At 34.6% G+C, this 15,249-nt stretch carries 14 protein-coding genes, 2 pseudogenes and 1 riboswitch; of the genes and pseudogenes, 3 read left to right on the forward strand and 13 right to left on the reverse strand.

Annotation, left to right across the window (positions count from 1 at the left end; translation table 11 throughout):
* Window positions 1-32: 32 nt before the first annotated feature.
* Entirely contained in the window at window positions 33-395 is a 363-nt protein-coding gene (locus FDO66_RS19215) for an ArsR/SmtB family transcription factor (protein WP_141434281.1), read from the reverse strand.
* A 1,187-nt stretch (window positions 396-1,582) separates the two neighbouring features.
* On the opposite strand from FDO66_RS19215, the gene FDO66_RS19220 reads away from it, so the two are divergent.
* Window positions 1,583-2,491: an EamA family transporter gene (locus tag FDO66_RS19220; protein WP_141434282.1), complete on the forward strand. Its 909-nt coding sequence runs from the start codon at window positions 1,583-1,585 to the stop codon at window positions 2,489-2,491.
* Between the two features lie 171 nt (window positions 2,492-2,662).
* On the opposite strand, the gene FDO66_RS19225 is transcribed toward FDO66_RS19220, so the two are convergent.
* From FDO66_RS19225 to FDO66_RS19240, 4 genes are all read right to left on the reverse strand, one after another.
* The gene (locus FDO66_RS19225) at window positions 2,663-3,829 is read right to left on the reverse strand and encodes a phosphoribosylaminoimidazolecarboxamide formyltransferase (protein ID WP_141434283.1); all 1,167 of its coding nucleotides are present in this window, start codon (window positions 3,827-3,829) and stop codon (window positions 2,663-2,665) included.
* A gap of 50 nt (window positions 3,830-3,879) precedes the next feature.
* Window positions 3,880-3,962: riboswitch (ZMP/ZTP riboswitch) on the reverse strand.
* Between the two features lies 1 nt (window position 3,963).
* Entirely contained in the window at window positions 3,964-4,659 is a 696-nt protein-coding gene (locus FDO66_RS19230; RefSeq protein WP_258535801.1) for a GNAT family N-acetyltransferase, read from the reverse strand.
* A 340-nt stretch (window positions 4,660-4,999) separates the two neighbouring features.
* Window positions 5,000-5,551, reverse strand: a complete 552-nt coding sequence (locus FDO66_RS19235; protein WP_141434284.1) for a helix-turn-helix domain-containing protein — start codon at window positions 5,549-5,551, stop codon at window positions 5,000-5,002.
* 543 nt (window positions 5,552-6,094) lie between these two features.
* The gene (locus tag FDO66_RS19240) at window positions 6,095-6,952 is read right to left on the reverse strand and encodes an SDR family NAD(P)-dependent oxidoreductase (RefSeq protein ID WP_141434285.1); all 858 of its coding nucleotides are present in this window, start codon (window positions 6,950-6,952) and stop codon (window positions 6,095-6,097) included.
* Between the two features lie 183 nt (window positions 6,953-7,135).
* Here FDO66_RS19240 and FDO66_RS19245 point away from each other — a divergent pair, with 183 nt between their 5' ends.
* Window positions 7,136-7,624, forward strand: a complete 489-nt coding sequence (locus FDO66_RS19245; protein ID WP_097850462.1) for a MerR family transcriptional regulator — start codon at window positions 7,136-7,138, stop codon at window positions 7,622-7,624.
* Between the two features lie 517 nt (window positions 7,625-8,141).
* On the opposite strand, the gene FDO66_RS19255 is transcribed toward FDO66_RS19245, so the two are convergent.
* On the reverse strand, window positions 8,142-8,813 hold the full coding sequence (locus FDO66_RS19255) for a TetR/AcrR family transcriptional regulator (protein ID WP_258535802.1): 672 nt from the start codon (window positions 8,811-8,813) through the stop codon (window positions 8,142-8,144).
* Between the two features lie 160 nt (window positions 8,814-8,973).
* Here FDO66_RS19255 and FDO66_RS19260 point away from each other — a divergent pair, with 160 nt between their 5' ends.
* The gene (locus tag FDO66_RS19260) at window positions 8,974-9,921 is read left to right on the forward strand and encodes an aldo/keto reductase (protein WP_141434286.1); all 948 of its coding nucleotides are present in this window, start codon (window positions 8,974-8,976) and stop codon (window positions 9,919-9,921) included.
* A gap of 607 nt (window positions 9,922-10,528) precedes the next feature.
* On the opposite strand, the gene FDO66_RS19265 is transcribed toward FDO66_RS19260, so the two are convergent.
* The 7 genes and pseudogenes from FDO66_RS19265 to FDO66_RS19290 all read right to left on the reverse strand — a co-directional run bounded on the left by FDO66_RS19265 (window position 10,529) and on the right by FDO66_RS19290 (window position 14,962).
* Window positions 10,529-10,978: a GNAT family N-acetyltransferase gene (locus FDO66_RS19265; protein WP_141434287.1), complete on the reverse strand. Its 450-nt coding sequence runs from the start codon at window positions 10,976-10,978 to the stop codon at window positions 10,529-10,531.
* Between the two features lie 125 nt (window positions 10,979-11,103).
* Window positions 11,104-11,283, reverse strand: a complete 180-nt coding sequence (locus tag FDO66_RS19270) for a hypothetical protein (RefSeq protein ID WP_141434288.1) — start codon at window positions 11,281-11,283, stop codon at window positions 11,104-11,106.
* Entirely contained in the window at window positions 11,273-11,563 is a 291-nt protein-coding gene (locus FDO66_RS19275; protein ID WP_141434289.1) for an NUDIX domain-containing protein, read from the reverse strand. Before FDO66_RS19275 ends, FDO66_RS19270 begins: the two co-directional genes overlap by 11 nt.
* A 178-nt stretch (window positions 11,564-11,741) precedes the next feature.
* Window positions 11,742-12,148: pseudogene (locus tag FDO66_RS19280) on the reverse strand (SMI1/KNR4 family protein).
* A 433-nt stretch (window positions 12,149-12,581) separates the two neighbouring features.
* Window positions 12,582-12,737: a hypothetical protein gene (locus tag FDO66_RS21005; RefSeq protein WP_181444664.1), complete on the reverse strand. Its 156-nt coding sequence runs from the start codon at window positions 12,735-12,737 to the stop codon at window positions 12,582-12,584.
* A gap of 291 nt (window positions 12,738-13,028) precedes the next feature.
* Window positions 13,029-14,230, reverse strand: a pseudogene (locus FDO66_RS19285) (IS110 family RNA-guided transposase).
* Between the two features lie 360 nt (window positions 14,231-14,590).
* Window positions 14,591-14,962 carry a hypothetical protein gene (locus FDO66_RS19290; RefSeq protein WP_141434290.1) on the reverse strand — a complete coding sequence of 124 codons (372 nt, stop codon included), beginning with the start codon at window positions 14,960-14,962 and terminating at the stop codon, window positions 14,591-14,593.
* Window positions 14,963-15,249: the final 287 nt, after the last annotated feature.

The raw sequence follows: 15,249 nt of genomic DNA on the forward strand, positions 1-15,249 counted from the left end.
CCAAAATATTGCCACTGTAATGCTTTTATCTTTCATATTTTAGCCTGAAACTTAGTTATAAATGATTCTATATTATTGAAAAGTCTTGTAAGTTTTAAAATATCACTCTTTATAATATCTACATAATAATAATTCTTTGTACCTTCTCGAGTAACTCCAATTATATTTGCATCTTTTAGCACCTTTAGATGGTGTGAAACTACTGGACGAGATAAGTTAGTCTTTTTGGTAATTTCTCCAACCCTAATCCCTTTCTCACAGTCACATTCACCTTCAATCAGAGCAATAATAATAGATTGACGTGTTTCATTTCCAATCGCTGTTAATTCTTTTTGACAATCACTATATTCTTTCGCTAATTCTTTCAACCATTTTGAATATTTTTCCCTATTCATATTAACTCCTCTGTTTAATGATTTAATCTTACGAACCATAGTATCATAAATAAATCTAAAAATAATATTGGGAAAGAAAATCGAGACAATAAGAAGAGTTTAAAATAATAGAAATTCGGATGTAATAAAAAAACGTACTTAATGTAGTCGCAAAACAATAATGTACACTCCACCTTCCCTTGCCATTCTTGCATTTCTCCCATTTTCCAATTTCTGTAGGCAAACAAAAACGGTAAATACTTTTCACTCTTTTTCTCCTATTTTTTGTAAGAACCCTGATTTTTTAGGAAAATATAATTAGTAAATAGATTTACAGGAATTAGGATATTAAAAAGTAGGTGTTCCTGCTTTTTCTCCTGCCTTTTTTCTCTCTTTTCTTCTTGCTTTCTTTCTTCAAATCGTTGATTTTTCAAGCTTTATCAGACTTTCCCTCTGCTCTTCTTCTGCTTTTTTCAAGCTTTTTAGAAACAAAAAGCACGAGGAAAACTGGATGGAGAGTCCAATTTTCACTCGTGCTATTTACCGATTCTGTTTGACCATTTTACATTTAGTTTTGCTAATTACCGTTTTTGATTTGCGGTAACAACGTTATCGATTACTTTAATTGTGATCGATAACGTGTGCTTTTTAAACAGCTTTATTGTAAATTAAACGACTTTATTTGTAATTAAATAACTTTATTGTCACTCGGCAACAGGTGTAGCTTTAAAATAATGTTTGATCAAAAGTATCCCGCAAAACTTCATTTTAGGGCAAATAAAAAGAATCCGTTTTGAAAAAAGTTTGATCAAAATGGATTCTTTTCTTGTGAATTAGTATACATTTTTCATAAAAAAGTTTGATCATTTTATTGCCGTAACCTTCAACAATCGCGCCCGATCGTGGAAGATCGATATCAGTAAATAGTGAATTAAAATTCAATGGGAGTTTGCCTAATGGAATTGTCCATTTTTTTAAAATAATACAGCTTACGGTAAAACTATTTTAACTAATTTTTCCTTCAAAAACCAAATTAAACATTGTGATTAACTAATCTTTCAGTTATAATACCATTTGGTAATTTAATAATAAAATCTATTTGAAATTGTGGATTTTTCTAGAGGTAACTCTACTTTTCGCCACACGATTGTCTTATGACAGTTGTGTGGCTTTTTGTTTTTTAAATTCAATAAAAGAGGGTATTTATAGTGAAGAATTGGCATTATGCTTTAGTTGTATTTATCGGTGGATGCTGTCTTGGGATTCTATCTACGTTTGTGAAGCTTGCTTACTCTGCTGGTTATTCAATGGTCGAGGTAACTGGTATTCAAGTTTTGTTTGGTACATTGATTATTTGGATTGTGACTATTTTTGTAAAAAAGACAAGAACTAATTTGATTCAAGCCCTTAAAATTATATTAGCCGGGATACCGATGGGATTAACAGGGTTGCTTTATTATCAATCTTTACAAACGCTCGATGCCTCACTGGCCATAATTTTTTTATTTCAATTTATCTGGATTGGCACATTGATCGAATGGATTTTTTATAAAAAGAGGCCATCCTCAGGCAAGATTCTTTCAATTGTGATTCTTCTTTCAGGATCCACTTTAGCAGCCGGACTCTTTGTAGAAAGTGTAAAATCTGTATCTTTGGAAGGTGCCATTTGGGGAATACTTGCTGCTTCTACCTTTTCAATATTTATATTTTTCAGTAGCATAATCGGTAATAATGTGCCTGCTATTCAAAAAAGTGCTCTTCTTTCGACTGGGAGCATGATTGTTACTTTTTTATTATTCCCTCCAGTATTTCTGTTTGATTTACCCACCTTAATAGGTTTAACCCCTTATGGCTTGATTCTGGGTATATTCGGTGTCGTTTTGCCACCGTTATTCTTTTCGATTGGAATGCCACATGTTGGACCTGGACTTGGAACGATACTCACGGCTTCCGAACTCCCTGTTGCTGTTATCATGTCAGCATTTGTATTATCAGAAGATGTAAGTCTGTTACAGTGGATTGGAGTATCTCTTATTTTAGTAGGAATTATAATTGGTAATGCCACAAAACGGGTGATAGATACAGTTATTTTAAAAACTCAGGACAACATGACATAAATCATATCAACCTGAAATTTATGCAAAACGAGCCTTAGAAACGATTCTGGAGGCTCGTTTTTCTTTGACTATTTCTCATTTTTAAAAATTTTTACTTTTGCAGTTCCCTATACTCAAGAAAAGCGCCCGATAATGGAATAAGCATAGTGCCTAAATTTTTGTTTTAACAAATTAATGATGGAATAAGCGAATTCCTGAGAATGCCATTACAATACCATATTCGTTAGCCGCATCAATAACTTCCTTATCCCGTAATGATCCACCAGTTTGTAAAATATATTTTGCACCACTTTGTGCAACACGATCAATATTATCTCGAAAAGGTAAAAATGCGTCCGAAGTAAACGATATTTCTTTTAGTCCATTTAAATATTCTCTTTTTTCGTTATGAGAAAGCTTATAAGGTACTTCATCAAAACACTCTTCCCAAGCTTTTCTTTCTGGTAATGTAAGATCATCACAAAGCCACTTATCTATTGCATTATTTTGTACAGTATTTAAAACTCCTTCACGAAATTTCATTGTAAGAGCTATTGGGTGTTGCCTTAAGTACCAGTTTTCTGCTTTTGTTGCAGCTAGCCTTGTACAATGAATACGAGATTGTTGTCCTGCTCCTACACCAATCGTCTGCCCATCTTTCGCAAAGCATACAGAATTGGATTGCGTATACTTAAGTGTTATTACCGAAATTAATAGATCTCTCTTTGCTGAATAGGGCAAAAATTTGTTTTCAGTCACTATATTGTTTAATATCTTCTCTGTTATTAGCACATTGTTTCTTTCCTGAACAAGGTTAACCCCGAATAATGTTCTTTCTTCTAACGGCTCAGGTTCATAATCTGGATCAATCTCAATAATAAGGTACTTTCCTTTTTTCTTAGACTTTAGGATTTCCAAGGCATCATCATCAAAAGCAGGTGCCACAATCATATCAGAGACTTCTCTCTTTAAAATTTTAGCAACAGAAAGATCAACTTTATCACTTAATGCAGCACAATCACCAAATGAAGACATTCGATCTGTTCCTCTTGCCCTTGCATAAGCAATTGCAAGAGGTGATAAATCCATATCATCAACAAAATAAGACTTAGCTAGTTCCTTACTTAATGGATTATATACCGCTGCTCCTGAAGGACTTACGTGTTTAAAAGAGGCTGCCGCAGGTTCTCCTATTGCTAATTTTAGTTCCCTAACAAGTTGATAAGAATTAAAAGCATCAAGTAAGTTGATGTAGCTTGGCTCTCCATTAAGAATTTTAAAAGGTAACTTTTCAGGGGATTTAACCTTTGCATTACCTTGATTGGGATTAATACCATACCGCATTATTACTTCTTCCATCTATACCTTCACCCTTTCATACAAATAAAAAAAGCGTTTGATTATTTCAAACACTTTGCCCAGGCGAACGGCTTATAATATCAATGTGTTCCCTCGTGGTAACCCACGTTTAATCGCCAGTACACATTGTAAACTTATTTTGTATAAATTTTACCAAATTGACCTTCTAGCTTCAAGAAAGTAATATTTATTATTTGAATTATTTGAGACATAAGACTTTGTAACCTTGTTAAACTAAACTTCCAATACACGAAAAAAAGACGCGTTCCTAAATAAACGCGCCCGAATTGAATAACGACCACTATGATGTTTTTTTCATCATCCTTCTCCATCGTTATATGTAACCTGAACAACTTGTTGTTCACCAGTTTCTCAAAAAACTTATAAATCTTCATTCCGATTTTTTCTGCAACTTTTTGTGAAGGGATATTTTTTAGAGTCGTATAAGAAAATATTTTCGGGTATCCCAAGACATTAAATGCATATTCCTTACAAGCAGAAGCAGCTTCCGTTGCATATCCTTTATTCCAATATTCTTTAATAATGTGAAAACCGATTTCCGGTAATGTTTCACCTTCGATTTTTTGCATTGTTATCCCACAATCGCCAATAAATATATCACTTTCTTTTAAAATCACTGCCCACAGACCATGGTTATATCTCTTATAATTCTCCATATTCCATTGTATCCAATTTTTCACTTTCTCTTCGTTAAAAGGATGAGGATAGTATTGCATGGATTCCGGATCAGAGAGCACCCTCGATAATTCGTTTTTATCATCCATTACCAACTGCCTAAGGTATAATCGTTCCGTCTCGATTATCTTCAAAATGATTCCCCCCTGCTTTTGAGTAGTTAATTTCTTTTATTCGATTAAATGGCCCTAAAATGCAAAAGGAGCACCAATTCCTCAAGAATGGCGCCCTTTAATGGAATAACTATAATATGGCCTCAGCCTCAAAATCGATTAATTGTTCTTCTCCAATGTACCTACATAGTTTAAGCGCATTGTTTCACAAACTTGTTTTTAGAAGGATAAATGAGGTACTATATCATAATATACGAAAAATATGAAGTAACTAAACCAAACATTATGCTGTTTTGTTCAATCCGGCAAATTGGGATTTGTTAAACTCTAAATTATTCTTATTTATCATATAAAAATTATGTTACTCTTCATCTATTTTTACTCTTAACATTTTATTCTTAACTTTTACTGCATATTTTAATTCATATGCTGGTACACCATTATTAATTGCTTCTGCAATTTCATCCATTTCCTTTTTAATCTTTTCTTCATCAACATACCAACCAAGTACAATTGATTTTTCTCCCCAAAGCGCTCCGCTATTAACACCAATCAACCAATATTTAGGCTCATCGTTTTTTGCTTTATACATTACATGTGACGCTAAAACTTTATAGCAATTAACAATTGATTTTCCATCATATGATTTAATAGTAATTTTCCCTGTTGGTACAATTATATTATTGAATAAAGTTTTGTTGTTTTCAGTGGACTTTATCTCACCTAACATCAAATAATCTAAAGATACATTGAGTTCTTTAGATAAAACAAGCAATTTTTCCATTTCCGGATAGCCACTTCCCTGTTCCCATTTAGAAACTGCTTGACGACTTACACCAATTATTTCTGCTAACTCTTCCTGTGAAATATGTCTTTCTTGCCTAATTGATTTTAAATTATCTGCAAAACCCATGACTTTCTACCTCTTTTCTTTGTTATTTTGTGTAAATTATAATAGGTTTTACACTAAAATAACACCAACCTACAATTGCGAATCCGCAACTTGTATTTGCATTGTTCATAAACTGATGAAATAATCATTTATCACTTAATTTTTATCGAAATTATTGCATCACATACTATAAATAATTTTGAGGTTACTCCCGATAAATCTCTATCTGTCTGCAGGTTATAAAAATATCTTTACTTCGCAGTTTCTTACAAAAGTGCATTAGAAAAATACTATTTAATTAGATTTTAAAACAACCATGAGTTAATTGAAGATTACTTTTTAGTCCTTTTTATGACTGTCTCGTTATTCAGTTAAATGGCCCTTATACGTAAAAGAGCGCTACCCTTTTTCAAGGATAGCGCCCGATTGTTGAAGATTGTAATATTTAAAAAACTTACTTATGATACGGTTCAACTCACTTCATTTACTTATAAAGCAGATTCCATAAAGGAATCGTCTTCAGTAGATATTTCTAGATTTGCGAATGAAAGAAGGAGCGTGTCCTCAGGTGCATCCACCAAGAAATTCGTGTTTGTAAATCGTATGAATTCTTTCCAAAACGTTCTGCGCGTGATCTTCAAATTTTAAATCTGCAACCTGACCTTTCAGCAAAAACACACCGGTCTCATTACGGTGTTCCCCAAGAGCACCCTCATACAGCTGGTTAGCACCATAGGTAGGTGGTGAGAAAAACAGCTTCATTAGCAATTTAACCACTATGGGCAGTCCGGATTTTTTTCCTTTTCTTAACGTATTATTACTACCCGGGTCAACGCTGCGGATCTTAATGCCTTCCTTGGCAAGCTGCGCTGCGATAGCATGAGTCCACAGGGAAAGAGCCAGCTTTGAGGTGGCATAAGGACCGAGCAGTTTGCGGAAGGTTTTGGGGCGTTCCAGGATTTCGATATTAAACTCTTTTACATAGTTAAGTGCTGAAGATGAGGTATTGATCACCGTTTTTAAGACGCCTTTTTTTAAGAGTTCCTTCAATTCCATCAGAATGATATACGGAACGACTGTCATCAGTTCATAATGCTTCTCGCGCCCTTGTTTCGAATAACTGAGCTCGGAAAAGCTCCCGCCGGCGTTGTTGAACAAAATATCGATCCGCTGCTCCTTATCTTTAAAATCCGCCAAAGTCCGTCTCAAGCTGGCATAATCGGCGAGATCTGCTATTTTATAAATACGAAGCCATCCACTATTGACGGCTTTTTGGATTCTCATATCGTCAGCAGGAAAGTCGGAACGGTTCAAAGCAACTACCTGCCAGTTCGCCGACAGCAATTTCCGAGTTAATTCCAACCCAATCCCGCTGCTTGCGCCCGTAATCATTGCAATATTTTCACGTTGGTTCATGTTCATTGTACGTCTCCTCTCTAGATAATGGTCGGTATATTTCCACCGATAACTTATACTCTATATCTTGGAGCCGACTCCAAGTCAAGATGCGAAAACAAAGTTTTTGTTACAAGGATAAGAGACTTGATTTAGAGCCAACTCCAAGATGTATAATGAACAAAAAAGCAATCTCCGGGAGGGAATAGGATGAAAGCAGAGCAAACTTTTACGATAAATCAAACCGCCGAGCAAACCGGAATTTCAAAGGATACGATCCGTTATTACGAAAAGATCGCGCTGTTGCCACGGGCGGATCGGAAGGACAACGGGCACCGTATTTATCGGCAGGAGGACATCAATACGATTCGGCTGATATCCTGTATGAAAAAAACAGGAATGCCGCTGGAGGAAATACGGCCGTTTTTGGCGGTCACCGCCGGCACCGATCCCGCGGAATACCCCGAGCTGGTGGAGCTCTTAAAGAGCCACCGGGAAAATATCATCAACCAAATTTCCTCGCTGCAGCAGGTCGTCGATTTTATTGACATGAAGCTAGAGGAGGGAAGATATAGCCAAGACTGCTCAGATGGCGTGTCGGAGAAACTGAGGGGGGAACCGAAATCAAAGCTCGTCTCACCTGTTGAGATGAGTTATTTTTCCGTATCGGCCAAAACGAGAAAGCACCGGCTTCCGTAAAATAAGCTCGAAACATCATAAGAGAGAAAGTGCAGGAGACTTTGGTGGCCTTTAACATAATTTGGGCATAAATATTCAATACGAAGAAATATCTATGCTCTGAGTACCTTAATGAGTGCACAACATTGCAGTATCAACGTTCAGTTCGATTTTCTACTTTACCACTATTTGTGATATGGTTCCACACTATTAATGCTAAACTACATCCTCTGTAGGTTTGGAATAAAGTTTGATCAAAAATATCTCACAAACCGGCATATTACGATAAATTAAAAGAATCCATTTTGAAAAAAAGATTTATCTTTAGGTTAGGCAAGTAAAATCGTTGATAGTAAAAGGGTCTTACATATTATACATATATAATATGTAAGACCCTTTTTAATACTTATTCAAGAAATGCGCCCGTTTGTTTAAGTGTATTTCTTCACAAACTTAACCCTTAGTGACTAAGTTTATATCCCCTTTTCATATAAAAAAGCTGCCTATCGGAGCAAAAAATAAATGACTGTTTATATAGTTATAATAATATATTCGATATTTTCTGGGTTAAATATTCAATTTTAGGCACTATAAGGGAATCATCTACGATAGAAAGCATTTCCGACTTAAAAAGTTGTATCTTTCTTAACTTATAGAAATCTAATAATACTTGTTCAATGGTCCAATGGTTTTTCATTAAATATTTTAGATCTAGCATGTTATATAACATTTTATCCTGCAAGATTAAAAGTCTTCCGTTAACTTCATTAAAAACACCATTATGAATTCCTTCATTATAAAAAATCAGTAACTGTTTTTCGCGAAATTGTATCGTTTCCCAAAGCTTTTCGTACATGAATGGATATGTGTTTTGGAGTTCTTTGAGAAAATCATCCGTGATAAAAAGTGCAAGTGAGACTGATTGCTCAAACACTTGTTGAAACTTGGTTGCATACATTGATTTTTCATTAGGCAGATCTGTAGTCATTTCTTTAATATACTGTACAAACCCATCTGTAACTTTATGGAATATATCTTCCTTATTAGGAAAGTATTTATACAGTGTTGCTCTACTTATATCCATGATTTTTGCTATATCATCCATGCGTAATGTCTGAAACCCGCCATTTCTAACCGTTGGCATTAGTTTCAGGATTAGTTTATCTTGTGTTTGTCTAAACTTTTCAGTTGTCATATTGTCATGAGTCACTTTAATTCCTCCTCATTGATTACATTATACCAAAAAGCACTATTTACATATACAATTTATATAAAATAGACAAAAAACATCTTTTTTGTTTACTTTGTATAAACGTCATGATACACTAGCTATGCAGTTATATTTCCGCCCTTGAAAGAGAGGTTTTAATATGAAAACAAGAAAATTAGGTAATAGTGATTTAGAAGTTTCATCTATTGGATTAGGTCTTATGGGGATGTCTCCAGGAATTTACGGTGCTATAAATGACGAAGAATCGATTAAAACCATTCACCGAGCTATGGAGCTTGGAGTTACTTTGCTAGATACAGCTGACACTTATGGTAACGGGCATAATGAAGAACTGCTTGGTAAGGCATTAGCAGGGCGAAGAGAAAAGGCTGTTGTCGCTACCAAGTTTGGGTTCGGACCTAATTGGGAATTTGTTGGCGGACACCCAGAATACGTAAAAAAGGCAATCGACGAGAGCCTTCAGCGCCTAGGTCTTGATTATATTGATTTGTATTATCAACATCGAGTTGATCCGAATGTTCCAATTGAGGAAACGGTCGGGGCAATGGCTGATTTAGTGAAGGCAGGGAAGGTACGTTATCTTGGTCTTTCTGAAGCAGATGCACCTACCATTCGCCGGGCACACGCGGTACATCCCATTTCCGCATTACAAACGGAATACTCCCTTTGGAGCCGTGACGTTGAACAAGAAATCATTCCAACCGTCAATGAACTGGGAATCACTTTTGTGGCATACAGTCCGCTAAGCAGGGGCTTCATTACTGGAGAACTACGTAAGTTCGAGGATCTGAAAGAGGATGATATTCGTAGACAATTGCCACGATTCCAAGGTGAAAACTTCCAAAAAAATGTTGATATCGTGGACAAACTCGGTGAAATCGCGAAAGAAAAGAACTGCACGGTCGTACAACTGGCAATAGCCTGGACAATAGCTAAAGGAGCATTGCCGATACCTGGTACGAAACGCCGCAGATATCTGGAGGAAAATGTCAGGACAGTAGATATTGAACTTACTTCTGAGGATTTAGCACGTATTGATGCTGTTAGTCCAAAAGCATTTGGTGGACGTTATCCAGGTATGGAGTAACCGTTCAGATTGGTCCGGGCATTTCAGATCGAATGTATATGGCATACGTATAAGCAAAAAGGGAATTTTTCCTTAGCGTAAGTGTTTCACGTTTTGTTAGCAGTCTCCCCTTTTTGCAGCTGTTTTCCATTAGGAGCCCAACATGGAAGTGTATATAACAAAACGATAGGAAACGGATATACAAAGAGGAATCATTAACTTTGGTTATAGAAACGCCAGTATTCCCCTATAAAGACATCAAAACCCTAATTTTCTTTCTGTTAAGCGTAAGAAAATTAGGGTTTTATTTTCTAAAAATTGTCTTAGCGTATATTATCAAGACCTAAATTATAAAAATCCTTAAAAATAAAGAAGAGCACATATTAGTCATGTATAATATATGCTCTTCTTTTATTCAATTAAAGCGCCCGATTATGGAAGATCGACTATTTAATTAAAGGCTATTTAGCCTGCTAACGCTTATTGCTAAAGCGTTAGCCGAATAAGTAACTTACTATAAGTCAGCGAACTACTTCCGTACCAGCTATCCAGTCATAAACATTTCCTTATTGCAGATAAGCCCCTTTTCTAGAATAAATGATATTTTCTAAATATCCTTTTTTTAAAATTACAGCTTTACGAAATGAGAAGATTTTGGATAATTATTGTTCTTTTTAAATCCGTAGGAAGAATAAAATTTGTCTGCTGGTTTGGTATCTGTATAAAGAACTAATATATCAAAATAAGTTTTTGCATAATCGATAATATTGTCTAACAGAAGTTTCCCGAGACCTTTGTTTCGATATTCTTTTTTAACATAAAACCTTCTTAAACGGCCTACCTTTTCATCTTTAGAATAAGGATCAATATTAAGACCGCCAATAGCCAGTAAGTCATCCTTATGGTTAAAAACGCCATACAGAACCTCACCAAAATCGGAGAACTTATTAGAACCATCCTTAAACTCATTTAGCAATCGTTCTAAAAATCGAAATCCATCGGCCTTACTTTCCAAAACTAAATGGTTTAAATTAATATTATTCAAGTCTTCAATTCTTTTAACTTTAAATTGTGACATATGCTTTCCCCAATTCATACAAAACAATAAATAAAATGAACTAATATAATATAAAACCACTGCAAATTTACTGTTGTTAAAAGAGTGTCTCATTTAAGAATGGCGCCCGTTACTTGATGAACATTTTAATAATATTCAAGGAGTTTTTCATCGATTTCATCTATGTAACCGATTTTTCTTTCTCTATCCCATAAAGCAATTTGTTCTGCTTCTTCATTTTCCTTAAAAGGTTTTAATTCCTCTATTTCACCACTATACAATGCACCATATTCTATTCTATCATCAGGTTTTAATTTAAACTTCATTAACCCCCTTAAAAGATAATTGTTTAATTGATTGATTTGTTTCCTCAAATAATTCCCTTATTGCACATTCCCTTGGTGTTTCCCCTTCATCTATAATTCCACCAGCCAATTCCCAGTTCTGTCTCCACTTATTAAAAATTAAAAGATATTTTTCTTCATATTTAGCTACCACTAATGAATGAGTTAAGGGTGCATCAGTTACATAGTTGTTTATTTCCTCTTCGTTAATCTTAAGAAAATCCAAAAATACATTGCCTTTTTTGCTTACTAAAATCGACATAATCAACCCTCCAATTTATGGTTTTATAGTATATTTCTTTAATATACTTAAAAAATCCTTTTTAACTATCCTGCCCTTTAACTGATTAAAGACCAAGAAAAATGGACTGTTGAAAACAGTCCATCGTTGTTGTTCAATTCTTGCGCCCGTTTCTTGAATAACTATTAAGCTTTTTTTATTAATCCTCATCAATCTCATCTTCATATTCAGAATTTGATACAATAAATTCTTTTAAGTTAGAAGCTAATTCTTCTAATTCTTCCGTTTCGTGATACCAAATATAAACTTTATTATCCATTACAGTATCAGTAATTCGAAAACACAATTTGTCTCCTGCACCATCTTCACCAATAGATATTAATCATCAGCCATTCCTTCATCTCTCATCTCCTTATTTTGTCTTACAATATCATCCCAATTTCTCTTTAGGTTTTGGGGGTCTTTAATAGGAAATAGAGTCCATTCGCTAATCTGAGCATTGTTAGTTATTTTAAATAGATCTTTATATTGTTTTGGGAAGGAAACACCTAATTGTTCTTCTGCTGATTTTATATTTAAATCCGTATTTAAGACTATGCTGTTTATTTTTGCTTATACTATACTAGATTTAAAAAAAACAATTTACTGAATAAAAATAAAAAGAAGTTCCGTCCCTGTCCATTTATTGGTTTTTTGAACTTTTTAAGCCTTTTTGCGGTCTATGACAGCTACGCTGTAGCTAGGATAGCTAACACCGATATGATAAGAATAAATGAGATTGTAAACCAAAATGTATTTTTCCTATACTTTTTTTCATATTTAATTTTTTCGATTATTGAAATTAAATTTAAACAGAAGACTATTCCCCAGATTGGTAATGTAATGAATCCGATTAATATTAAAAATTTTAAAAACATATAAATAACCCCTTAAATTTGATGGGCATGTGACGGTACCCTATTGCAGAAATGCGCTCATTTACTTGAATAAGAAGTAGCTGGTTTCCCTCTCTAAATGGAAGCACCTCGGTTACAAAAAACTATTTATCATTTTTTAAGTTGTCTACCTTTTCTTCAATCCTTTTTAGACGGTCATTATGTTTTTTTGTATTCCGTACATATAAAACTATAAGAATAATAAAAACCACAGGTGCAAGGATTGTAAATAATTGATAAATGATGTCCCCAATATTCATGTTCATTCCTCCATTTTATTTATAATAACCATATTATACCATTTGTTTAATAACCATCTTAAATTAACCTCTTTTTAATTAAGAAAATGAGCTGAACTTAACTTTGAAATCCAACAAAAGTCCCCTAAAAGAAATGAAACGCTAATCCTTATAGAATACCAGCTAATATAAGTCAATACTTTTGGCTTAATATTAATTCATAAGTAATGTTACAATAAAAGAAGGCATGACAAAGAGACTTCAAAACAACAATTTGAAGTTTTTGTAATTAATGTAATTATCAGGTATTTGTTATGCCGTAAAACTCTCTTTATGCTTGAGAATGGCATAAATCCAATGTAATAGCTTGTTGGCGCAGGCTATTATCGCTACTTTGTGAGGTTTTCCCTCACTTCTTTTTTTGTCGTAAAACTCTCTCAGTTTGGTGTGGTGTTTCGATTATTCGTTAATCCACACTGAACGGCTGTATATAAAGCTTGTCGTAGCTTGGAAGAGCCTCTTTTCGTGATGCGGTTTATAGTAGCTGTAAACTTACCTGATTGATAGATCCTGGGATCAATTCCTGCATAGGCCACTAGCTTTTTAGGGTGACTAAACTGCTTGATTTCCCCAATTTCAGAGATAAGTGTAGCTGCAATCTTACATCCTACTCCCGGTATGGAACGGAGAATCTCATACTCTTCAAACTGCTTAGCTAATTCATCAATCTCTTGTTCTAGGATGGATAGAAACTCTTTTTGTTGAAGAAGCATTTGGACGTACATCTTTAAGGTCACTAAATGGCTCTGATATAGGGTTTTCTTAAAGGGATTTCGTTCTGCTGCTTCTTTAAGCTTATTCGCTTTATCCCAAAACCATTCATACGAACGTTTTCCTCCTAGACTATGCATCACACTCGCTAGTTCATCTGTTGTTTCCTTTAAAACGACGTCAGAAGTAGGATATAAAAGCAAGGTTTTTAAAGATACCTGTGAATACAAATTCCCAAAAACGCCTTTATATTCAGGAAAAACTTGATCTAGAATCGTTTGAAACTGTAGTTTTAACTGTACGTAATTACGAGTTAATGAATCATGTTGTCTAGATAAATTACGTAAGTTCATGGTTTGAACATTTTTTCGGTGGAATGTTTCTAGATCTTCCTTGTAGTAGAGTTCGCATAAATGTCGAGCATCAGCTGGATCTGACTTAACCTTTCGAAGGCTACTCTTTTTAGTTTCGTAAGAAACTACTGGATTCACTAAATAGTAGGTTATCCTCCTTTCCTCAAGATACTGAAGTACAGGTTCATGATAGTGTCCAGTTGACTCAAAAATGACCACAGGATCTGCTTCAGCGGTCAATTTGACCTCCTTGTAAAATATATAAAAATCATGTAAACCATTGGTATCATGCTTAAACTTAAAGGTTTTTCCAAAAGGTTGCTTTCTTGCCAAAAAAGCTTGGACTTGACTTTCTCCTTTTGCGACATCCAGACCAATAACTGGATCCATACTTTATCTCATCTCCTTTTACTTATTTGCCGGCAGCTCCTATCTATCTTGTAGTTTCATAGCTTCGCTTGTTATTCGGGATCAAAGCCCCAACCAGCCTCAAACATGTTTCTACAAGTAGGAGGTGGACAATATTCTGGACGGGATCAAGTCCCACGCGCCCGATCGTCCTACCCCGACTACCTAAAGCATAACCCATATAAAATAGGCCAACCAGTAATCACTACTAGTTGACCTTATAATACGAAGCGCCCTTTTGTTGAAGATCAAAGGCTGTTGAACCTGGCTCGCACTTAATGAACTCTAGCATCCGTTATCTTCCTAGTATATGCAGAAACACTCACCGTTAGCTGATTACGACTAAATATAATATTGTGTTTCTCTTACAGCAATAATTTCAATATCAGTACAATAAAAGTGAAGGGTTTCTTGTTCATAATCAATCACTTCATATTTCTTTTTTTCCCAACCTCTATCCTTTATGTCCTGAATATCTATTGATATTTGATGATACTGACCTCCACTTTCAAAGTTGATACTCTCAGGATTGTAGAACCGAAAGTGGGCAATATATTGTTTTTCCTCAACCTCAATAATAAACTCAATATCAAGTAAAGAGTTGCCTTCAAAATATTCACTTTGAAACCTGATAAAAAAACCAACAATATACTTTATATTTTCCAATGAAAAGTCTTTCGTTGTATCCGTTATTAGGTTAATATTTTTAATCAATTAAATCACTCCACATAACCAATTACACTATAATTCCACTTAGAAAACATGTTATCCTTTTTCAAATTCTTGTAATTATTGCTAAATACCAATTATTTCAAATCCAAGCGATCGACTCAATCTTTTTTTTCGCAAAAATCAAAACCACCAGTGTGAACTGGTGGTTTGCTCTGCGGCTGAAAGCCTCTTTTACCGGCCTTGGCCTAAAATGCCCGCTGATAGGGTTTCCCGCCTGCACCACATTCACTCACTAATTCTAAAGAATTTCTTTATTTCTTCCGATTTTT

The organism is Bacillus sp. 03113, from assembly GCF_006546985.1.
Taxonomy (GTDB): Bacteria; Bacillota; Bacilli; order Bacillales; family Cytobacillaceae; genus VATK01.